16 protein-coding genes, 8 tRNA genes and 2 other RNA genes are annotated in these 19829 nt (G+C 41.3%); 9 read left to right on the top strand and 17 right to left on the bottom strand.

The genetic code is table 11. The annotated features are described in order from the left end of the window. Positions 1-12: 12 nt before the first annotated feature. From ACUNWA_RS17105 to ACUNWA_RS17095, 3 genes are all read right to left on the bottom strand, one after another. Positions 13-86: transfer RNA gene (locus ACUNWA_RS17105), tRNA-Thr, on the bottom strand. Between the two features lie 2 nt (positions 87-88). After that, an RNA gene (gene ffs / locus ACUNWA_RS17100) (signal recognition particle sRNA small type) lies at positions 89-188 on the bottom strand. Between the two features lie 115 nt (positions 189-303). Beyond that, positions 304-376 (bottom strand) — tRNA-OTHER (locus ACUNWA_RS17095). Between the two features lie 683 nt (positions 377-1059). Here ACUNWA_RS17095 and ACUNWA_RS17090 point away from each other — a divergent pair. Together ACUNWA_RS17090 and ACUNWA_RS17085 are read left to right on the top strand one after the other, a co-directional pair. Further along, positions 1060-2415: a sulfatase family protein gene (locus ACUNWA_RS17090; RefSeq protein ID WP_445593140.1), complete on the top strand. Its 1356-nt coding sequence runs from the start codon at positions 1060-1062 to the stop codon at positions 2413-2415. Positions 2416-2526: 111 nt separating this feature from the next. After that, complete coding sequence (locus ACUNWA_RS17085) at positions 2527-3618, top strand: glycoside hydrolase family protein (RefSeq protein WP_445593139.1); 1092 nt, start codon at positions 2527-2529, stop codon at positions 3616-3618. A 372-nt stretch (positions 3619-3990) separates the two neighbouring features. On the opposite strand, the gene ACUNWA_RS17080 is transcribed toward ACUNWA_RS17085, so the two are convergent. The 7 genes from ACUNWA_RS17080 to ffs (ACUNWA_RS17050) all read right to left on the bottom strand — a co-directional run bounded on the left by ACUNWA_RS17080 (position 3991) and on the right by ffs (ACUNWA_RS17050) (position 4934). After that, positions 3991-4063, bottom strand: a tRNA-Gly gene (locus ACUNWA_RS17080). Between the two features lie 80 nt (positions 4064-4143). Beyond that, positions 4144-4226 (bottom strand) — tRNA-Tyr (locus tag ACUNWA_RS17075). A gap of 66 nt (positions 4227-4292) precedes the next feature. Further along, positions 4293-4366 (bottom strand) — tRNA-Thr (locus tag ACUNWA_RS17070). Positions 4367-4455: 89 nt separating this feature from the next. Beyond that, positions 4456-4528, bottom strand: a tRNA-Gly gene (locus tag ACUNWA_RS17065). A gap of 80 nt (positions 4529-4608) precedes the next feature. Continuing rightward, positions 4609-4691, bottom strand: a tRNA-Tyr gene (locus ACUNWA_RS17060). A gap of 67 nt (positions 4692-4758) precedes the next feature. Then, positions 4759-4832, bottom strand: a tRNA-Thr gene (locus tag ACUNWA_RS17055). A gap of 2 nt (positions 4833-4834) precedes the next feature. Beyond that, positions 4835-4934, bottom strand: an RNA gene (gene ffs, locus ACUNWA_RS17050) — signal recognition particle sRNA small type. A 210-nt stretch (positions 4935-5144) separates the two neighbouring features. On the opposite strand from ffs (ACUNWA_RS17050), the gene ACUNWA_RS17045 reads away from it, so the two are divergent. Both ACUNWA_RS17045 and ACUNWA_RS17040 read left to right on the top strand, forming a co-directional pair. Continuing rightward, positions 5145-5693, top strand: coding sequence for a DUF4199 domain-containing protein (locus tag ACUNWA_RS17045; protein WP_445593138.1), 549 nt, complete (start codon positions 5145-5147; stop codon positions 5691-5693). Between the two features lie 6 nt (positions 5694-5699). Further along, positions 5700-6653, top strand: a complete 954-nt coding sequence (locus tag ACUNWA_RS17040) for a glycosyltransferase family 2 protein (protein WP_445593137.1) — start codon at positions 5700-5702, stop codon at positions 6651-6653. A gap of 53 nt (positions 6654-6706) precedes the next feature. Here the strand turns inward: ACUNWA_RS17040 and ACUNWA_RS17035 are convergent, their stop codons facing one another. Then, a complete protein-coding gene (locus ACUNWA_RS17035; protein ID WP_445593136.1) occupies positions 6707-7837 on the bottom strand; it encodes a hypothetical protein in 1131 nt (376 codons plus the stop codon). Between the two features lie 167 nt (positions 7838-8004). On the opposite strand from ACUNWA_RS17035, the gene ACUNWA_RS17030 reads away from it, so the two are divergent. Both ACUNWA_RS17030 and ACUNWA_RS17025 read left to right on the top strand, forming a co-directional pair. Further along, the gene (locus ACUNWA_RS17030; RefSeq protein WP_445593135.1) at positions 8005-9345 is read left to right on the top strand and encodes an MFS transporter; all 1341 of its coding nucleotides are present in this window, start codon (positions 8005-8007) and stop codon (positions 9343-9345) included. A gap of 55 nt (positions 9346-9400) precedes the next feature. Continuing rightward, positions 9401-10882, top strand: coding sequence for a family 16 glycoside hydrolase (locus ACUNWA_RS17025; protein WP_445593134.1), 1482 nt, complete (start codon positions 9401-9403; stop codon positions 10880-10882). Here the strand turns inward: ACUNWA_RS17025 and ACUNWA_RS17020 are convergent. After that, a complete protein-coding gene (locus tag ACUNWA_RS17020) occupies positions 10879-11601 on the bottom strand; it encodes a cytidylate kinase-like family protein (RefSeq protein WP_445593133.1) in 723 nt (240 codons plus the stop codon). The two genes, ACUNWA_RS17025 and ACUNWA_RS17020, sit on opposite strands and share 4 nt — an antisense overlap. Before the next feature lie 184 nt (positions 11602-11785). On the opposite strand from ACUNWA_RS17020, the gene ACUNWA_RS17015 reads away from it, so the two are divergent. Further along, positions 11786-13171, top strand: coding sequence for an aminopeptidase P family protein (locus ACUNWA_RS17015; protein WP_445593132.1), 1386 nt, complete (start codon positions 11786-11788; stop codon positions 13169-13171). Between the two features lie 29 nt (positions 13172-13200). On the opposite strand, the gene ACUNWA_RS17010 is transcribed toward ACUNWA_RS17015, so the two are convergent. Then, on the bottom strand, positions 13201-13635 hold the full coding sequence (locus ACUNWA_RS17010) for an arsenate reductase/protein-tyrosine-phosphatase family protein (protein ID WP_445593131.1): 435 nt from the start codon (positions 13633-13635) through the stop codon (positions 13201-13203). Between the two features lie 201 nt (positions 13636-13836). On the opposite strand from ACUNWA_RS17010, the gene ACUNWA_RS17005 reads away from it, so the two are divergent. Next, positions 13837-14979 (top strand): ATP-binding protein, encoded by a 1143-nt coding sequence (locus ACUNWA_RS17005; protein ID WP_445593130.1) that lies wholly within the window; start codon positions 13837-13839, stop codon positions 14977-14979. Positions 14980-15131: 152 nt separating this feature from the next. Here the strand turns inward: ACUNWA_RS17005 and ACUNWA_RS17000 are convergent, their stop codons facing one another. Then, entirely contained in the window at positions 15132-16784 is a 1653-nt protein-coding gene (locus tag ACUNWA_RS17000) for a SulP family inorganic anion transporter (RefSeq protein WP_445593129.1), read from the bottom strand. A 319-nt stretch (positions 16785-17103) separates the two neighbouring features. Here ACUNWA_RS17000 and ACUNWA_RS16995 point away from each other — a divergent pair, with 319 nt between their 5' ends. Then, on the top strand, positions 17104-17478 hold the full coding sequence (locus tag ACUNWA_RS16995) for an STAS/SEC14 domain-containing protein (RefSeq protein ID WP_445593128.1): 375 nt from the start codon (positions 17104-17106) through the stop codon (positions 17476-17478). Here ACUNWA_RS16995 and ACUNWA_RS16990 read toward each other — a convergent pair whose 3' ends face one another. The 3 genes from ACUNWA_RS16990 to ACUNWA_RS16980 all read right to left on the bottom strand — a co-directional run bounded on the left by ACUNWA_RS16990 (position 17479) and on the right by ACUNWA_RS16980 (position 19798). Then, positions 17479-17898 (bottom strand): RrF2 family transcriptional regulator, encoded by a 420-nt coding sequence (locus tag ACUNWA_RS16990; RefSeq protein ID WP_445593127.1) that lies wholly within the window; start codon positions 17896-17898, stop codon positions 17479-17481. A gap of 18 nt (positions 17899-17916) precedes the next feature. Beyond that, complete coding sequence (locus ACUNWA_RS16985; protein WP_445593126.1) at positions 17917-18492, bottom strand: YceI family protein; 576 nt, start codon at positions 18490-18492, stop codon at positions 17917-17919. 142 nt (positions 18493-18634) lie between these two features. Further along, positions 18635-19798 carry a hypothetical protein gene (locus ACUNWA_RS16980; protein ID WP_445593125.1) on the bottom strand — a complete coding sequence of 388 codons (1164 nt, stop codon included), beginning with the start codon at positions 19796-19798 and terminating at the stop codon, positions 18635-18637. Positions 19799-19829 lie beyond the last annotated feature (31 nt).

Below are 19829 nucleotides of genomic sequence, written 5' to 3'. Positions count from 1 at the left end.
TTCAACTTAATGAGCCGAATCTCAGATTCGAACTGAGGACCCCGAGATTACAAATCACGTGCTCTGGCCAACTGAGCTAATTCGGCAAAGTGGGTAAGCTACCTGTGTCGCACCGCTACGACCACCTACCCTTGCTGCCTTCCGACCCTGGGGGGATTCAGTAGGAGCTGGTCGCACAGGACTTACCCGGCGACAAAAGTAGAAAAAATTGTATTCCCCGCAAACGAAATTTGCGTTTTGACGCATTTTATCGAAAAACAAAAAAAAATAGGTTCTCAAAATGAATTGACAACCTATAAGTTGAGCGAGAGACGAGATTCAAACTCGCGACCCTTAGTTTGGAAGGTTAATGCTCTATCAACTAAGCTACTCCCGCAAATACTGAAATTTTAAATTCTATGTTTCAAATTCCAAGGCTTGGATTTTGATTTTTGTGATCTGAAATTTCACTTATTGTCGGGAGAGCAGAACTCACAAACATGCAGCGTCATTACATTTAAAGAAAACCACCACCACTATGAACCTTTACGACTGAATATTAAAAGAACTATGTCGATATTTTACAGTTTCTAATATTTCATAACTTTTCAATAGATTTAACAAATGCCGGGATATTTCATACTTTTACTACAGGATTTTAAATAGATCACCATGGTAGCAAAAGTCAAATTTTTAATATTCCGACGAAAAAAAGGAGGGCAAGGAAGCCGAACCACTCAAGAAGAAAATAAAAAGGAAAGAAGAGGTAACCCTTTTAGCCAGACTTTCCAATGGCAGACAGTTTGATATTAATGCAAAACCCGCAAAACAAATTAACCCAAAACTTTGGAATAATAAATCTGTAACAGTTCTGAATATTAGTGGTTTTGCCAAGCGAGATGAATTTCAAAAGGACTTAATAAAACTGAGACGGCATATCTTAGATGAATTTGACGAAACAGGCTAACCGTTTTTATGCCAGAGGGGTTTTCGACAGAGAATGGGGATGCCTTTAAGATTGGGTTATAACAGAGACCTGCTTTGTGAATAATACCAAACAACAAGTAAATACAATAGATTATGAAATTTATTATTAGTGCCTGTCTTATTTTAGCAATAACTACTGCAATTCAGGCAAAACAAAAGGCAAAAGAGAATAAGCAAACTAACTTCATCATCATATTCACCGACGATCAGGGGTATGGTGATGTGGGCTGCTTCGGTGCAAAAGGTTTTGAGACACCGAATCTTGACCGGATGGCAGATGAAGGGACACATTTTTCCAATTTTTACGTGGCTGCAACTGTATGTACTCCATCGCGTGCATCGTTAATGACCGGATGTTACCCAAAACGGCTTGGGCTTCATGATGGTGTTCTTTCTCCTTTTTCCGAAACCGGACTTAATCCTGCAGAAACAATACTCCCTGAAGTATTGAAACCGCAAGGATATCAAACGGCATTGATCGGGAAATGGCATTTGGGACATAAGAAGAAATTTATGCCCAATAATCAAGGCTTCGACTATTTTTATGGAGTGCCCTACTCAAACGATATGGATAATTATTTTTATAAGCACAATAACTTCCAATCTCCACCATTACCTGTTTATGAAAATACAAAACTGGTAGAGAATGGAACCGATCAGGATTATTTAACCAAAAAGTGGACTGATGCTGCGGTGAAATATATTAAAGATAAAAAAGATGAGCCTTTCTTTCTCTATCTGGCTCATAACATGCCACATACTCCATGGCACGCTTCGCCAAACTACAGAGGAACAAGTGAGCTTGGCTTATATGGCGATGTGATTCATGAAATCGACTGGAGTGTTGGAGAGATACTCAATATATTAAAAGAAACAGGATTGGATAAAAATACAATTGTTCTGTTTACATCAGACAATGGACCTGCTACATGGCATAAGAATGGAGGCTCGGCAGGACCTTTGCGTGGGGCAAAAGCCACAACCTGGGAAGGTGGACAACGTGTTCCTTTTATTGCATGGGCTCCGGGGCAGATCCCGGCAGGAGAGGTTTGTGATGAGGTGGTTACATCAATGGACATTCTTCCTACTTTTGCAAAAATTGCGGGAAGTAAATTGCCCACATCTAAAATTGATGGTAATGATTTTAGCAAATTATTATTCAATCCGAAAAAGAAAAGAAAATCTGTAAAACCTTTTTACTACTATGCACGAAATGGAAAAGTTGAAGCCATAAGAGTTGGCGATTGGAAAATGCATATAGCAAAAGTAAGAGGCTGGGATAAAAAAGATGGAGAATTTGAGCTAAAACTTTATAACCTGACGGATGATGTGGGAGAAAAAAATAATGTAGCTGATTTTTATCCAAAAGTAGTAAAGAAATTAAGCTTAATGATCACGAAATTTGATCAGAAACTGAACGAAGAGGCGCGACCTGTTGGGACATTATAGTATTCAATAGAAGGTTTATGAGTTAGGGCAGGCACTGAAGAACTGCGCAGCAAATAATGTCAAATACTATTTCTTTATAAAATAATGATAATACATAGAGTTAGCTAACAAATGAGAAGACATATTTTAATTATGTTGCTTGTTTTTTCAACTTTATTATTCTCGTGTGTAGGGAAGAAAAAGAAAGAAGAAAAACGAGCAACAAAGGAAACAAGTAAGGAGCTGGATTTAAGTAAATTAATTATGCCTGTTCCTTCTTATTCCGTACTTAAAGATCCTAATTATTACATATGGGGAGCTTCCATGGTTCAGGGAGAAGATCAACGTTACCACCTTTTTTATTCCAGATGGCCCAAATCAACGGGGTTTGGAGGCTGGTTAGATCATTCGGTTATAGCTTATGCTACTGCAGATTCTCCTGGAGGACCGTACACTCACGAGAAAGTAATTTTGGATGGATTTGGAAAAGGACATTGGAACGAACAAAGTGCTCACAATCCGCACATAAATAAATTCGGAAATAAATATTACCTCTATTTTATCTCTCATGTAAATGATGATTTTGGAAAAAAAAATGAAACTGAAAATCATCGTTGGGGGCAAAGGATAGGCGTTGCTGTTGCCGATAAACCTACAGGGCCTTGGAAGGTGTCAGAGAAACCATTAATTGATTATCAGGAAGGGAAAGGAGCGGAAGGCTATATGGTAAATCCAAGTGTTTGCAAGAATACAGACGGCTCCTATCTTATGATCTTTAAAACACGCTCAAATATACCCGAGTTTGAGAAGCGGATGATACAATGCACTGCCACATCGCCGAATCCTGATGGGCCATTTGTTATTTCAGAAAAACCAATTCTAACAGAAAAAGAAGCAGAAGATCCGTTTCTGTGGTTCCAGAATGGAAAATACTATGCTGTGCTCGACGACCAGCGAGGTCTTTATACGGGGTCACATGGGCTGGCACTGTTTTCATCTGCAGATGGTCAGGTATGGGATGTTGCTAAAACACCTAATGTTATGAAACCGGTATTAATCTGGGAAGACGGAAGCCGCAGCAAGTTAAGGTTTCTGGAAAGACCCCAGATCTGGCTGGATAAGAATGGGAATCCGGCAATGTTGTTTTGTGCAGCTATGCTAAAAGAAAGTAAAGACAGTATAAACCTTCCTTTTAATGTACATATCCCTATAAAACATTATTAGAGTATGAAATTTATTTAGTCAACAGTCTTTTGAAGTTGTAAAATGAAAAACAAAAGATGATAAAAATAGCTTTTCTTATGCTATTACTAAATCCCATCTTTTTTTGTACTCAAAAAAGGGAGGTTAATACTCAATTTCGTTGAGCATAGAACACAAATGCTTTGGACGAAAGCTTCAATGCAAAACTAAAAGCATTCAGGGCAGCTCTTAGAGGAGTGAGCGATATTAAATACTTTCTTTTTAGAGTAGCTAAAATTTTTGCTTGAAAAATGGAAATCCACCGGATTTTACGGGTGAGCCGTCCTTCGTGGTCCCCATTTTGTCGAAAAACAAAAAAAAGGTTGTCAAAATGAATTGACAACCTTTAAGTTGAGCGGGAGACGAGATTCAAACTCGCGACCCTTAGCTTGGAAGGCTAATGCTCTATCAGCTGAGCTACTCCCGCAATACTAAAATTTCAAATTCCATGTTTCAACGTCCAAGAGTTTGGAATGTGATTCTTGCGACTTGAAATTTCACTTGTTGTGGGGAGAGCAGGATTCGAACCTACGAAGTCATAAGACAGCAGATTTACAGTCTGCCCCAGTTGGCCACTTTGGTATCTCCCCAAACTATTGTTAGAACGTTGTTATTTTTAGTTTCCAGTTCAAGTTTGTTGTACTTTCAACTTAATGAGCCGAATCTCAGATTCGAACTGAGGACCCCGAGATTACAAATCACGTGCTCTGGCCAACTGAGCTAATTCGGCAACGGCCGCAAATAAATTTGCTTAAAGTCGTTTTTTGTCTAAAAAACAAAAAAGAAGGTTGTCAAAATAAATTGACAACCCGTGACTTGAGCGGGAGACGAGATTCAAACTCGCGACCCTTAGCTTGGAAGGCTAATGCTCTATCAGCTGAGCTACTCCCGCAATACTAAAATTTCAAGTTCCATGTTTCAACGTCCAAGAGTTTGGAATGTGATTCTTGCGACTTGAAATTTCACATGTTGTGGGGAGAGCAGGATTCGAACCTACGAAGTCATGAGACAGCAGATTTACAGTCTGCCCCAGTTGGCCACTTTGGTATCTCCCCAAACTTATTGTTAGAACGTTGTTGCTTTTAGTTTCAAGTTCAAGCTTGTTGAACTTGAAACTTGATGAGCCGAATCTCAGATTCGAACTGAGGACCCCGAGATTACAAATCACGTGCTCTGGCCAACTGAGCTAATTCGGCAAAGTGGGTAAGCTACCTGTGTCGCACCGCTACGACCACCTACCCTTGCTGCCTTCCGACCCTGGGGGGATTCAGTAGGAGCTGGTCGCACAGGACTTACCCGGCGACAAAAGTAGAAAAAAATGTATTCCCGGCAAACGAAAGTCGCGCTCAGAGGGATCTTTTTTTTGTTCGATTTTCTAACCAATTATTGATCAGCTATATGTTTTGGAAAAAAATCTGAATAATTTGTTTAAACAAAACAAGGGCATTGTAAAGTGTACTTCTGAAAAATCCAATATATTTGTCTGGTACCAATAAATCACATTAATCATGGAAGAAAAATCGACCTTTTGGAAATCGGCAATGACCTATGGTATTTACCTGGCTGTTGCAATAATTTTTTACAATGTCATCCTTTATGTTACTGGTGAAAATATGAATACAAGCCTGGGGCTGGTTACCTGGGGTATTATGGCTGTCGGCATCTTCTTGTGTCAAAAAGGATACCGAGATAAGGAATTGAACGGATACATTGAGTACAGCAAAGCGCTTGGTTTTGGAGTTTCTGTCATGCTGTTTGCAGGTGTTTTAAATGCCCTTTACTCGGTTATTATAATGAAAATTGACCCGACCATCATGGAGCAAGTTCGTATTTTACAGGAAGAAGCCATGATGAAGCAAGGTTTATCTGATGAGCAGATTGAAATGGCAGGAGAGATGATGTCAAAGATGCAAAGCCCCTTGATCATTGTGCTTTCAAGTTTGCTAACCTTTGCTTTCATCGGATTTGTTATATCTTTGGTCACTTCCATATTTGTAAAAAGAAGAAATGAAAACGCTTTTGATGAAGCGATGGGCGAAGTTAAATCTGAAGACTGATAACATATGAATATTTCCGTAGTTATTCCTCTATTTAATGAAGAAGAATCGTTGCCGGAGTTGGCTCTCTGGATTAAACGGGTAATGGCTGACAATCAGTTTAGCTATGAAATCATCTTTGTAGATGATGGTAGTAATGATTTTTCATGGAAGGTTATTCAGGATTTGCATAAGGAAAATCCGCAAATCAAAGGTATTAAGTTTAGGAGGAACTACGGAAAATCAGCGGCTTTGTATGCTGGGTTTGCCGATGCTTCGGGCGATGTGGTTATTACCATGGATGCAGATCTTCAGGATAATCCGGAAGAAATTCCGGAGATGTACCGGATGGTGGTCGATGAAAGCTACGATTTGGTTTCGGGCTGGAAAAAGAAACGGTATGATCCGGTTTTATCAAAAAATATTCCCAGTAAATTTTACAATTGGATTGCCCGTCAGGCAACGGGGATCAAGATTCATGATTTCAATTGTGGCTTGAAAGCCTACCGGAGTCAAGTTGTTAAGTCGATTGAAGTGTATGGTGAAATGCACCGTTACATTCCCATTTTAGCCAAATGGGCCGGTTTTAGAAAGATTGGTGAAAAAGTAGTGAAGCACCAGGAGCGAAAATATGGAATAACCAAATTTGGTATTGAACGGTTTATTCGCGGGCCGCTTGATCTACTTTCTGTGATTTTTATTTCGCGCTTTAGTAAAAAGCCGATGCACTTCTTCGGAGTACTGGGGTCACTGGTCTTTCTGATTGGTTTCATTGCCACCATTACGGTGGGAGTGAATAAATTGATGGCACTCTCTGATCATGTTGCAGCACCACGTGTGACCGATACACCTTATTTTTATCTGGCTCTGACTGCTATGATTATCGGAACTCAGCTGTTTTTAGCCGGCTTTATTGGAGAACTGGTGTCGCGCAATGCCTCGGAACGAAACAAGTACTTGGTAGAAGAAAAGCTGGACTAAGAATGTATAGCCTTCGCTCGTTGGGAGTTCATTTTTTCAAATGGGTAAAAAAACTAATTGTGTTTACGCTCGTATTTCTCTAATTGCCGTGCGGCTTTTTTGCTGTTAATCGAGTATTGATTTAGAAACTGAAAAGCTTTGCGGGCGATAAATTGATTTTCGTGGTTGAGTAGGTTGGCGATAATCTTTTCACTTTCTACATTCGTTGTTTGGTGAGTGGCAAACAGGTCCAGCACATTTTTAATCATGGAACCATTCATTAGTGGTAGCATTTCGGCCAAGGGCAACTCGATGGACGAAGCCAGAAAAGGCGCTTCTTCTAACTTGCTGATGATTTTTCGTTGCTTAAAGAAAGAACTATTTTCAAAATCAATGAATAGTTTTTGTTGGTTTTGTTCATTTGCCAGCAGCGCAGGAGGAATACTTTCAATGGCCTTGCTTGATATCCGAAATTCCTTATTCGCGATCAGGTCGAAAAGTTTATGCTGCAACGCTTCGGTCCATTCCAGGTCGGATGGAATGTTTTCCAGTCCCCAGATGACATCGCTATTGTTTGAGCTGCTGAGGATTTTGGTTACTAAATCAGGCTGAAGATTTTTTTGAGTATATGCTTCGATCTTTTGTTGCGGCTTACCATGCACAATATGCCAAATCGTATAGGTAGTATAAACGGCATCTTCAACAATATAGTCCTTTACTCCGGCTATGGTGGCGGCACTTACTCCATCCACTTCTTCGTTATCAATCATCGGTACCAATTCTTCTATGCGGTAATTGGCCAGGCTGGAATAAGGATCGGCCAACAGTGCATGCAATTGCTTATAGTCCTCGGGCTTGAAAGGATCGTGCTCGGTTTTACTCAGAAATTCACCCTTGGGGAGTTTAAATCCCAAGTAGCGCCCCGTAACCGACCAATATAAGGTGATATCCAGTAAACGACATTCCCTATCGATACAAACACCAGTCTGGATATTCCGATAATAGGAGTGAATCAGCTTGTCTTCATCTTTGATAATAAACAGGGTGTCATTGGGGATCGTATCGTTGAAATCAACTAATTCATAAGTGAATACTGTTTTTTTTGCCTGGAACGTAGGCGAATGGAAATATTCAAGCGTTTCAGGTTTTTTCCCAGATAGGGAGAAAAGGGCGCTAAATAATAGTATATATAGAATGCGGCTCATGCTTTTTTTGATTGTTCTGAATAACAACGAAAGCTGACTCGATTTGTTTATGCAAAAGTACTAAATGAACTAAAAACAGACTTTCAGCTCCTTTAAGAAATTGTAAAAAGTGGGTTTCAGTGAAACGATAACGAATAAGCTGCCTTATTTACCGGTAGTTTTGTACAATGAATAAGCAAGCATACAATAATGTCCCGTTTAGTCCGGCTAAATCACCTGTTTTTTATGGGTGGTTTGTTGTGTTATTCGGAACCTTGGGGATTATTATGAGCGTGCCAGGGCAAACTGTGGGCGTATCAACTTTTACAGATCATTTGATTGAGGCACTTCGCTTTAGCCGAAATGAGTTGAGTACTGCTTATTTGCTCGGAACCATTGCGAGTTCGTTTATGCTTACCCGTGCTGGGAAAGTGTATGATAAGATTGGCGCGAGGTGGTTGGGTGCAATCATTACGATTGCTATGGGCTTTGTATTGATTTATTTGAGCCAGGTCGACCGCATTGCTTTTGGTTTGGGAAACCTGCTGAGCATGGATTCGGTGCAGTTTTACCTGAGCTTTTTTCTGGTTATGACTGGTTTTTTCCTACTGCGGTTTACCGGGCAAGGTGTGCTGACGATGGTTTCGCGCAACATGATGATGAAGTGGTTTAACCGGAAGCGGGGGCTGACTAATGGGATTAGTAGCGTGTTTGTGTCACTCGGATTTGCTGTTGCACCACTTATTTTCGATTATTTGATTGAAAGCTATAGCTGGCGGTGGGCTTGGATCTTGCTGGCTTTGGTTGCTGGCTTCGGGTTCAGTATTGTGGCTCTCATTTTTTTTCGTGATAATCCGGAGGATTGTGGGCTGGAGCAGGATGGTGACAGTGCAGAGCGAATAGAGGAACAACAACGGGTGATGCATAAAGCGGAGAAGCAATTTACACTTAAAGAAGCTCAGCGATCGTTTCCCTTCTGGGTGCTGGTTGTGGCTTTGTCCATGCAGGCACTTTACATTACCGGATTCACGTTTAATCTGGTGTCTATTTTCGAATCGGCTAATATGAATAAAACCATTGCTTTGGCCGTTTTTGTGCCTACGGCCGCTATTTCTGTTTTCATTTCTATGGCCGGAGGGTGGCTAAGTGACCACATCAAAATGAAGTATTTACTGTTGGTTTTTTTGTTCGGACAGATGGTTTCCATGATTAGCCTTTCGTGTTTATCTCCGGGCTTGCCATATTTCTTTTTAATTATCGGAAATGGAATTGTTGGCGGTTTGTTCAGCGTGTTGTCATCGGTAGTCTGGCCTCGTTTTTATGGGCGTAAGCATTTGGGAGCAATCAGCGGATTTGCCATGAGTGCCTTGGTTTTTTTTAGTGCGATGGGGCCCTTGCTGTTCAGCTTTTCATTTACCAAATTAGGTTCTTATTCCTGGGCGGCTTATTGGTGTCTGACTATTGTCTCCATCAATTTTGTAGCGGCATTTAAGGCTGAAAATCCGCAGGAGAAATTGGCAGGTAAATAGTCTGTTTCTCAGCTGAAATTTTATCTTTGTTGGAACAACCAACAAAACCTAAATCATGAGAAATACTTTTCTGGCTGTCTTTACCTTAACAGCCTTGCTGCTGGTTTCTGCTTGTCAGAAAAAAAATCAGGGTGAATGGGTCTCCTTATTTAATGGTGAAAACCTGGAAGGCTGGGAAGCCATGGAGCATCCGGAATCTTTCAGCGTGGAAGATGGAGCTATTGTTTGCCAGGGCAAACGGGCGCATTTGTTCTACACCGGCGGGGCAAAACATGGGATTTATAAAAACTTCGAACTGAAAGCCCGGGTGATGACTAAACCGGGTTCTAATTCCGGAATATTCATTCACTCGAAGAAACAAGAAACCGGTTGGCCATTAAAAGGCTACGAGGTGCAGGTCAACAATTCATACCAAGGAACAGGCGATTTTATTGAATTGAAAAAAACGGGGAGCCTTTATGGTATCCGCAATGTGTATTACCCCATGGTTCAGGATAACGAGTGGTTTGATATGACGGTTAAAGTTGTCGAAAATCAGGTGCAGGTTTTTGTCAATGGCATTCAGGTGGTCGACTACATTCAGCCTGAAAAACCTTACCGAGCTTACAACGATCAGTATAAAGTATTGGATCGTGGGTGTTTTGCCCTGCAGGCGCATGACCCAAATAGTACGGTTTTCTTCAAGGATATTCAGTTGAAAGTGCTTCCGGAAGGGGAGAAGCAGCGACCTCCTGTTGATCTGGAATGGGATACAAAAATAACGAAATTACATACGGCGAATTTTCCGGTTATCGATTTTCATGTGCATTTAAAAGGGGGATTGACCGTTGAACAGGCCGCTGAGAATTCAATGAAACTGGGAATCAACTATGGAATTGCACCCAACTGCGGATTGAAATTTCCGGTTACCGATGATGAATCGCTGTATGCCTATATGGACACGGTTAAAGGGAGACCAATTTTTAGAGGAATGCAGGCTGAAGGTCGCGAATGGGTTACCTTGTTTTCGCCGGCAGCGATTGCTCGTTTCGATTATGTGTTTACCGATGCCATGACCTGGACCGATAATAAAGGGCGACGTATGCGCCTTTGGATGCCTGAAGAGGTGTTTGTGGATGATGAACAGTATTTTATGGACCAACTGTTAACGCGTATTGAAGCTGTTGTGTCGCAGGAGCCGATCGATATTCATGTTAATCCGACTTATTTACCAGAAGTGTTGGCTGATAAGTATGATGCGTTGTGGACTGATGAACGCATTGACCGATTTGTAAAGGTGCTGGTCGAGAATGGAGTTGCTTTGGAAATCAATTCAAGGTTGAAACTTCCATCCGAAAAGATTTTGCGCCAGGCAAAGGAAGCAGGTGTGAAGTTTACCTTGGGAACCAATAATGTAACCCCCGATTTTGGGCGACTGGATTATTCGCTCAAAATGGTTGAGAAACTGAAATTAACCTATAAAGACATGTTTATGCCTAAATCAGATGGGCAGAAGCCTGTTCAGATAAAAGGGTTGCCATCCGGTATTACTGGCTAGAAATAAGATATATTCGACCGGAAACGTTCGGTTATACCTTTCAATTCGATAGCTGATTTAATGAGTTTTACGACCTCGTCTTCTTTAAATTTGGAAACATTAATGGTAAGGTCAAATAGTTCTTCGGGATGCTTTTTGTTTGTGTAATGCTTGCGAAAAGCTGCCCGTTTTTTTTCTGTTTCGTTGATGATCTTGAACGCGTCATCCGTGGAAATGCTTTTGCGAGAGGCAATTTCTTCAATGCGCCACTCCAAAGGAGCTTCAAAACGGACGTGCAGGGAATGTTCAATATCCTTTGCAATGATGTGCCCGGCCCGGCCGACAATAATGCAGCAGCCATCAACGGCAAATCCCTTAATCACTTCTTTCACGGTTTTCAGGATAACCCGGTCGCTTTTATACATCCTGGCGTTAAAGGCTTCGATGATTTCATCAAAGGTAGTGTGCTCATCAGGCGTGAATAGCCGATTGACTTTTCGAGGATCAAGCTCTAGCTGTCGTGCACTTTCGTGCAAAACTTCCTTGCTGATAACTTCCCATTTTTTGCAAATAACAAATTCATTCAACGCCTCAGCTAGCAACCGAGCAATCTTTACTCCGCCACAACCTACTTGTCTCGAAATGGTAATAACCGGACCTGCAATTTGTTTTTCTCGACGGTGGGGGGGATTGATGTCGCCAAAGCGCTTATTCATATAGTTTAATAATGAATTTTCCATGATCGATTAATTTATCTGGTTTATTCAAGTTTACGGATTCATAATAAATCAGTTATATGTTTGTTAGTAGAAAATCGATCCGTTTTTTTTTGTAAATTCAGTGGAGCTTTGCAAAAAGTCATAACTAGCCAAAAGAATAGTTACTACCTTTCGGTCTTAGATATTAATTGTAAATAGTAACGCTATGTTTAGTCAAGATATTTATATTCAGAGACGTCAGAAGTTAACGGAAAAGCTGGATGATGGGGTGGTCCTTATTTTAGGCAATACGGATTCTCCAATGAATTATAAAGACAATACCTATCATTTCAGACAGGATAGTAATTTTCTCTATTTTTTTGGCCTCGATATTCAAAACCTGGCAGGGATTATTGATTTAAATTCAGGTGAAGAGATTTTATTTGGTGATGATTTTACCATTGATGATATTATTTGGATGGGGCCGCAAGCCAGCATGCAGGAGCAAGCAGCTAAGGTGGGTGTGAAAAAAACGATGCCTACCCGGCAACTGTTCACTTATGTTGGAGAGGCTGTTAAACAAGGACGAAAAATTCATTTTGCTCCTCCTTACCGGGCCGAAAACAAAATACTTCTTCACGAACTTACAGGTTTGGCTCCTGCTCTGCAGCAGGAGCAAGCCTCGTTGCCATTAATTAAGGCCATCATCGAACTGCGCTCAATTAAAGATCAAGGAGAAGTTGAAGAGCTCAGGAAAGCCGCAGCAGCTGGTTATGAAATGCATGTAGCTGCCATGAAAATGGCTATGCCAGGAGTATGGGAGCAAACAATTGCAGGAACCATCGAAGGGATTTCGCTGGCGAATGGCAACCCTCCTTCGTTCCCGATCATTTTGTCGCAAAATGGCGAAACGCTTCATAACCACGACCACTCCAGCGTGCTGCAAAAAGGCAAACTGATGTTGGTGGATGCCGGTGCACAGACGGATATGTGTTATGCTTCAGATTTTACGCGAACTTCTCCGGTAGGGGGGCAGTTTACGCAAAAGCAACGCGAAGTATATGAGATTGTTTTGGCAGCCAATAACCAAGCAACAGCTTTAGCAAAACCTGGAGTCACCTATATGTCTGTTCACAGGGAAGCGGCCAAAGTGATTGCTTCGGGATTAAAAGCTCTTGGATTGATGAAAGGTGATGTGGATGCGGCGGTGGAGGCAGGAGCTCATGCCTTGTTTATGCCGCATGGGCTTGGGCATATGATGGGGCTGGATGTACATGACATGGAGGATCTTGGACAGACTGCTGTGGGCTACGATGATGAAATTCGCCCAAGTGAGCAGTTTGGTGCAGCTTCGTTACGACTTGGTCGTAAATTACAAACGGGATTTGTTATAACCAACGAGCCCGGCATCTATTTTATTCCGGCTTTAATCGATAAATGGAAGGCTGAAAAAATAAATGCAGACTTTATCAATTTTGATTGCCTGGAAGCATACCGCGACTTTGGTGGTATTCGCCTGGAAGATGATTTACTGATAACTGAAAATGCTTGCGAATTGATCGGTGAACGAATTCCGATTACTCCGGAAGAAGTAGAAGCAACCATGAAATAGCGGGAAAAGAATAGAGGAATAAAAGGCTGCTATTGGGCAGCCTTTCCTTTTAAAATCCGATGGTAAAAATAATTGAGTTCGTTTTTCATTTCGTCACGTAAATGACGGTAAGCATCTTGCTGATTGACAAAGGGACGTTCGGCCCTGTTCGGATTGGCAAAGGTTAGATGGAGCTTGTTTTTATATTGAAAAGGTAAATGGTGATATTCTTCCTTGGTCTGTTCGCCAAGGGTAATCATGTAGTCAATCGTTTCGCCTTCAAAAGCCGTTGGAGGCTTCATCTCTTGGCTGTCTATCGGCAAATTAACTTCTTCCATTGCCTTACGTGCTGCTGAGTTGATGGGGTGTGCGGGACGTATTCCTGCAGCATAAACCTGGAAATCAGGGGCGATTGATTGAAGAATTGCTTGGGCTATTAAACTTTTACAGGAGGCTCCGCCGGAACAGATAAAAAGAATGTTCATAGTCTATTTGGTTTGTCTTGAATAAGTTACGAATTTCGAGGCAATTTAAAAATAACACTTATTCTTCTTCCTTTACTCTATATTTTTTGTTTTTCGAACTGGAGTCTTAAGCCAATTTTAATTTGCTTTATGGCAAGCAATTGAGAAGCTGATGGCGTTTAATTGTTTTTTGTATCTTGCGCCAAAAGTGGATTGAAAAAAATGAACACGAAACAACGTTTAACATCCCGGGAGCCTTTCGAAAAAGTTCTAAAAAGTAAGGTAGAGATATCTAGAATAGAATATATCAGTGATATACTGTCGTCCATGTCTTCCATTGTGTGTATTCTCAATGACAAGAATCAAATTGTCTTTCTGAATGACACTTTGCTTGAAAGGTATAATATCGATCTGGAGGAGCAGGTATTGGGTGTTCGTCCGGGAGAAATGTTTAATTGTGTGAATGCTAAAAATAGCACAGGGGGCTGCGGAACGACAGAAAAATGTGAGTATTGTGGTGCAAAAAGAGCATTTGATCGGGCTTGGGAAGAAAAAGAAAAAGTCATTCATGAATGTAAAATCACTTCCCAAAAGGAGGAGGAGGTTTTTCAGCTAGACCTGGAAGTTACTGCAACACCTATTCAGTTTGACAAGGAATACCTGATTGTATCCATTAATGATATTACGGAGCAGAAAAGGAAAGTATTGTTGGAGCGTATTTTCTTTCATGATATCATGAATATTGCAGGGAGCCTGAGTGGCGTGTTAGAACTGTTGCCGGTACTTGAGCAGAAAGAAAAAGAAGAGTATCTGGGAATTGCGGGATCCTTGACAGAGCAGATTATTGATGAGATAAAAGGGCAGCAGCAAATGATTAAGGCAGAATCCGGGGAGTTGATTCCAAACTATCAGATGATAGAGATTGAAGCATTGCTTAAAAAGCTTGCAGATCAGATTCGTTGTCATAATGTTTCGCTTGAAAGAGGGATAGACCTGATTAATCAAGCGAGGCTGGATAAGATTTATTCCGACCAAACTTTGTTAATTCGGGTGTTAATCAATATGGTTAAAAATGCCATGGAAGCCATCCCGAAAGGTGATCGCATTGTATTAAAAGCAAAGGATACGGACGATTATCTCCGGTTTAGTGTGCATAATGATACGTTTATTCCGCATGATATTCAAATGCAGATTTTTCAGCGTTCATACTCTACCAAGGGCGATAACCGAGGCGTTGGAACGTACAGTATGAAGTTGTTGGGCGAGAAATACCTGGAAGGGAGTGTAGGCTTTACCAGTACTGAAAAGGAAGGCACCACTTTTTTTATTGACTTGCCTACTAACAAATTGGCTACTGTTTCTTGAGAGTGCGCTTTATGTGCAATTAGCTAATTTGTTGAATGTCCGAAGGATAAATAGAAAGCTCGTTGATCAGAAGCGGTTCGTTCCAATTCTGATCAACGAGCTTTTACTGCTTTGTATGACAAGTTGCAACTATGCAGGCTGGTTGAAGTGATTTAGTTGCTAATCTGTTTTGAGGTCAAAAACAGGTTGGCTTTTTGCAATGCAAGGTCAAATCCGGATAAAATCATGCCGGGTTCCAACAAGTCTACAATATTGTTCTTTTCTAGTTCCTGGAGAACTTCTGCTCTGACTCCCGAAAGGATTACTTTCGTTCTGATATGGTGAAGGTCAGTAATCACATCTTTGAGGTTGTGTAAGCCGGTTGCGTCAATAAATGGAACATGGCGCATGCGGATAATCAGCACCTCCGATTTCTGTCCTATGTTTTTTAAGGTTGAACAGTACTGCTTGGCTGAGGCGAAAAAGAAAGGACCACTAATTTCATAGATCGCAAGTCCGGCAGGTAGGGAACCATAATTCTCCAAAACATCACTATCAACTTCCAGTTCGGTTTTTGTGCCGGCATCGGCCATTCGTTTCATGAAAAGCAGAGCCGAAAGTACCATGCCAATTTGAATGGCGTAGGTTAAGTCGACTAAAACGGTTAGTAAGAATGTCACCAGTAGAATTAAAATATCAAAGCCCGAGCCCTTCAGAATAGACGCGAATGAGCGCCATTCACTCATGTTGTAAGCCACGACAATCAGGATTCCGGCCAGACACGACATTGGAATTAGCTTGGCCCATTGCCCGACAAATAGCATAATCAGCAGAAGGGTGATGGCATGCACAATTCCAGAGATAGGGGTGCGCCCACCATTTTTTACATTTGTGGCTGTACGTGCAATTGCACCGGTTGCAGGTATCCCTCCAAAAATTGGAGTAATCACGTTGGCAATTCCCTGGGCAATTAGTTCGGTGTTTGATCGGTGGTTTCCTCCAATCATTCCATCAGCCACCACCGCTGATAAGAGCGATTCAATACCGCCTAAAAGAGCAATGGTCAGGGCTGGAGCGAGGTAGTTTCCAAGTTGATCGAATTGAATAGTAGGAAAAGCCAGCTGGATGCTGTGAGGGATCTCTCCAAAAACAGATTCAATGGTGGTTACCGGAAGATCGAGTAGCTGCACCATGGCTGTAATAAAAAGAATGGCGACAAATGAGCCCGGTATTTTATTGGTGATCTTTCTAAAAAACAGAGTGATGAGTATGGTCACCAAAGTAATGCCTATGGCAAAGGGATTGAATGAACCAATTTCGGATAGGTAGCTGCCCCATTTGTAGATAAAGTCGGCTGGCAGATTGGCGATTTCTAAGCCCAGCGCATCCTTAATTTGGGTCGTGAAAATAACGACCGCGATGCCACTGGTAAAACCAACCACCAGAGGGTGAGGAATAAATTTCAATAAGGAGCCCAGGCGCATCAGGCCAAACAAGATGAGAAGGACTCCAGCCATCATGGTAGAAATGATCAGTCCATCCAAGCCGTGTGTTTGTACAATACCATATACGATGACAATGAAGGCACCGGTGGGGCCTCCAATTTGCACGCGGCTACCTCCTAAAACCGAGATCAGCAGGCCGGCAATAACCGCGGTAATCAGCCCTTTTTCGGGCGAGACACCCGAGGCAACAGCAAAGGCAATCGCTAGTGGAAGAGCAACAATACCAACAATAATGCCGGCAAAAATATCCTTGGATAATTGATGTTTACTGTACCCTTGTTTCAATACAGTAACTAATTTTGGATTGAACAAATGTCCCATAAGATTTGTGGTTGAATTTTGAACGCGCAAAGGTATAGACAAATCGCTGTCGTTATCCTCATAACCACCTATATTTTGAAACTTTCCCTAAAAGGAGTCTTTATTTCGAATAATTTCCGGAAGTCGGACGTGATATGAATTTGAAATGCTGTCTGTAGATTGTGTTGTTTTAACTGTCAATTATAGAGTTGGCTGTGTGTGGAGGTATGTTTGCGTTAGCCCAATTCTCTTATGCTGTCAATATGTTTTTTTCTAACACTTGTTGGTAGTGCTTATCTCAGAAAAATACCTAGCTTTGCATCCTAATTGTGTGCGCAAGATGAGTAATTTTATTGTTAAGAAAAAGATGGGCCTTATTCAAGCCTGTTTTTATGGAGAAACGAACTTGCAGGTTTATAGCGATTATTTTAATTATCTCGCACAGATGGATTTGCCGGATAAAATTAAAATCCTTCATGATCATAGGCAGTCTGATCCGACTTGGAATCCGGCGGAAGCAGATCTTATGATTGAAATGGTTCAGCAATACATGCATAGATTTACGGAAGTTAGAATCGCTTATGTTAGCGACCGCCCCAAGGGAATAGCTCTGGCCATGTTGTTGAAGAGTAAATTGTCATCGATGTCAATCAAGACGAATATTTTTTCTGAAAAGAAATCGGCTCTTAAATGGCTTGAAAATATTGGCGTATAATTATTGGTCCAGCCTTACTTTATTGTCTCGGAGATCTTCGAGGCTAACACTTTTAAAATAATCCACCACCTTATTGTTTAAAGTCCCCCAAAATCCTTTAGCACTGCATTTTCCTTTCCGATCACATGTAAATCCCTTGGCCAGACAGTCAATCACACAAATCCCGGGTTCAAAGGCATTGTGAATATCGAGCATGCTAATCTCAGATGCCGGTCGGGTTAAGATGTAGCCGCTTTTTTTGCCTCGTCGATTGATGATTAGACCAGCAGTTTTCAACCCACGTATAATTTGATCCAGGTATTTGACAGACAGTTCCTGATTGATAGCAATATCCTTTTGAAGAATTCCCTCCTGTGATTCGGCTTTTGCAATTTCAAGCATCGTACGAATTCCATACCTGGTTTTTGTACTAAATCTCAAGTTTTAGTTTTTTGGTTTTTATGAAAATAAAATCCTAAAACTAATAAATATTTCATCCTTAACCTTGACCAAACCCAGAAATTTAGTTGGCGGTTCTATGTCGAAGTCTGTTAACTTAATGGTTAGTTCGCCCGTTAGGCACCATTGGTTGCCAAAACAGGCATCAGAATACGTACTACAGGTAAACTGGCGGCTTATTCCATTCATGCTTACGGCAATGGTTTTCTCTTCGTAGCTTCCTTCTGAATCAAATACAATGTCTTGGGAATCAATTTCAATGGCAATGGTTGGGTATTTCTTGGCATGGATCAGTTTCAAAAAGTCATGCAGCATTATTTTTGAATCGGCTTCAATTTGATCAGCCGGAATTTCAATCTCGATGAGGGAGTTGGTTTTGCTGAAATCGCTGGGAACGTGGCAGAAGTTATCGTCCCGATACTCCATGCGAAAATCATTCATGTTCGTTTTTCCTTGAATATGAACCTGGTCGAACATGTACCGGCTGAAAGTTTCTTTTTTGGCAGCCATTTGTGCAAATGCAGCTGTAGTTATCAAATAAAAAAACAAAACCAAATAGGTCAATCGGATTATCATCTTTAATTGGTTGTTGCGCTAACTGGTGAAACAGGACAATTAATTCAGGACAAGAAGTAGGAGAGTCGTGAGTGAGTATGAGTTTGTTGAGAGAAAAAGCTGCTCTGAATAGATGCAGAGCAGCTTTTTGTTGGACTATTTCTTAGAAAGAAATGGCTGCTTCTAAAACGAAGCCATCAAATTTCCCGCCAGCGATATCACCGTGAGCCGGACCATCATATTCCTGATTTACATAGTCAAGTTTCATCAACACATTCGGAGTCATGTACCATCCACCACCAATGTTGGTGCGGCTTACATCTGAACCATCGTTGTCATCTACTTTATTCAAACGCGTACCTACGTAGAAACTTCCGAAACGATAAAGTGCCTGTAGGGCTGTTTGTGTGAAGTGTTGATCAGCGTCTTTTTTAATCCCTTTCATGTTTTCGTAGATGCCGAACACTTCCAACCCGTGAAATTTCACAAAAAGGTTAGCCTGGTAACTGTTCATCTCGCTTTGACCACTGCTTGGGCTCCAACGTCCTGAACGGAAGTTATCATCAGCTCCCGGAAGAGACATGACATTGTAGTAACGGGCTCCGGCACGATCACCATCCCACAGGTATGATCCGCTATGGCCTTCACCTACATGGTAACCTGAGAGGGTGGCACGTACTCTTAAGTCTTCATTGATGTCGGCGTCGTATCCAACTTTCCAGTTGAAAACCAAATCTTCACCTAGGTCGTTACCCCGACCGTAGTTTAAGCGACCGTTGTTGGCGGCTACCAAAGCCAGGAAGCCATCTTTGCGGAACATCACTTCCATGCCCGGGTTGGTGGTGTAAGAATCCATAATCCAGTTGCCAACAAATGGGTTGTTCAGTACCGAAGCATTGGTGCTGCGGTAAAAGTGAGCATCACCATAGTTGGGATTCATTACCCCAACACGAAGCGTCAGGTATTCCATAATCTCATCAGCAGCAGGTAAAAATGGCATTTTGTCAATGGTCAAATAACCTCCTTCAACCCAAGCTTCATTGTGGTGACGAGAAGACAAATAGGTACGCAGGAAAAGTCTGATTCCTGGTGCCAGGTCGGTGGTTAAATTTAAGTTTGCTGTAGGTAAATTGAAATTATTTTTAAGGTCGCTCAATTCTACTGGCGCCTCGTGGTCTAACATTTGAAGTTGAATAGCAAAATCGCCACCCACTTTCACTTTCACATCGTCAAAATCCTCAGCGTTAATCTTTGCAGCTTCGAATTGTTGACCAAAACTTGTTACTGCAATAAATAGACTTGCAATAATGACTGTAATTTTTCTCATAATTGATAGTTAAAATTTAAAATATTACTCT

This window comes from Sunxiuqinia sp. sy24, assembly GCF_052677165.1.
Note: the sequence above shows the minus strand (reverse complement) of the source record. Positions and strands in the feature narration are given on the sequence as shown.

What these genes read in the sequence shown, in the direction of transcription:
- ACUNWA_RS17090 (WP_445593140.1), top strand. Translation starts at nt 1,060, where the DNA reads ATGAAATTTATTATTAGTGCCTGTCTTATTTTAGCAATAACTACTGCA.
- ACUNWA_RS17085 (WP_445593139.1), top strand. Translation starts at nt 2,527, where the DNA reads ATGAGAAGACATATTTTAATTATGTTGCTTGTTTTTTCAACTTTATTA.
- ACUNWA_RS17045 (WP_445593138.1), top strand. Translation starts at nt 5,145, where the DNA reads ATGGAAGAAAAATCGACCTTTTGGAAATCGGCAATGACCTATGGTATT.
- ACUNWA_RS17040 (WP_445593137.1), top strand. Translation starts at nt 5,700, where the DNA reads ATGAATATTTCCGTAGTTATTCCTCTATTTAATGAAGAAGAATCGTTG.
- ACUNWA_RS17035 (WP_445593136.1), bottom strand. Translation starts at nt 7,837, where the DNA reads ATGAGCCGCATTCTATATATACTATTATTTAGCGCCCTTTTCTCCCTA.
- ACUNWA_RS17030 (WP_445593135.1), top strand. Translation starts at nt 8,005, where the DNA reads ATGAATAAGCAAGCATACAATAATGTCCCGTTTAGTCCGGCTAAATCA.
- ACUNWA_RS17025 (WP_445593134.1), top strand. Translation starts at nt 9,401, where the DNA reads ATGAGAAATACTTTTCTGGCTGTCTTTACCTTAACAGCCTTGCTGCTG.
- ACUNWA_RS17020 (WP_445593133.1), bottom strand. Translation starts at nt 11,601, where the DNA reads ATGGAAAATTCATTATTAAACTATATGAATAAGCGCTTTGGCGACATC.
- ACUNWA_RS17015 (WP_445593132.1), top strand. Translation starts at nt 11,786, where the DNA reads ATGTTTAGTCAAGATATTTATATTCAGAGACGTCAGAAGTTAACGGAA.
- ACUNWA_RS17010 (WP_445593131.1), bottom strand. Translation starts at nt 13,635, where the DNA reads ATGAACATTCTTTTTATCTGTTCCGGCGGAGCCTCCTGTAAAAGTTTA.
- ACUNWA_RS17005 (WP_445593130.1), top strand. Translation starts at nt 13,837, where the DNA reads ATGAACACGAAACAACGTTTAACATCCCGGGAGCCTTTCGAAAAAGTT.
- ACUNWA_RS17000 (WP_445593129.1), bottom strand. Translation starts at nt 16,784, where the DNA reads ATGGGACATTTGTTCAATCCAAAATTAGTTACTGTATTGAAACAAGGG.
- ACUNWA_RS16995 (WP_445593128.1), top strand. Translation starts at nt 17,104, where the DNA reads ATGAGTAATTTTATTGTTAAGAAAAAGATGGGCCTTATTCAAGCCTGT.
- ACUNWA_RS16985 (WP_445593126.1), bottom strand. Translation starts at nt 18,492, where the DNA reads ATGATAATCCGATTGACCTATTTGGTTTTGTTTTTTTATTTGATAACT.
- ACUNWA_RS16980 (WP_445593125.1), bottom strand. Translation starts at nt 19,798, where the DNA reads ATGAGAAAAATTACAGTCATTATTGCAAGTCTATTTATTGCAGTAACA.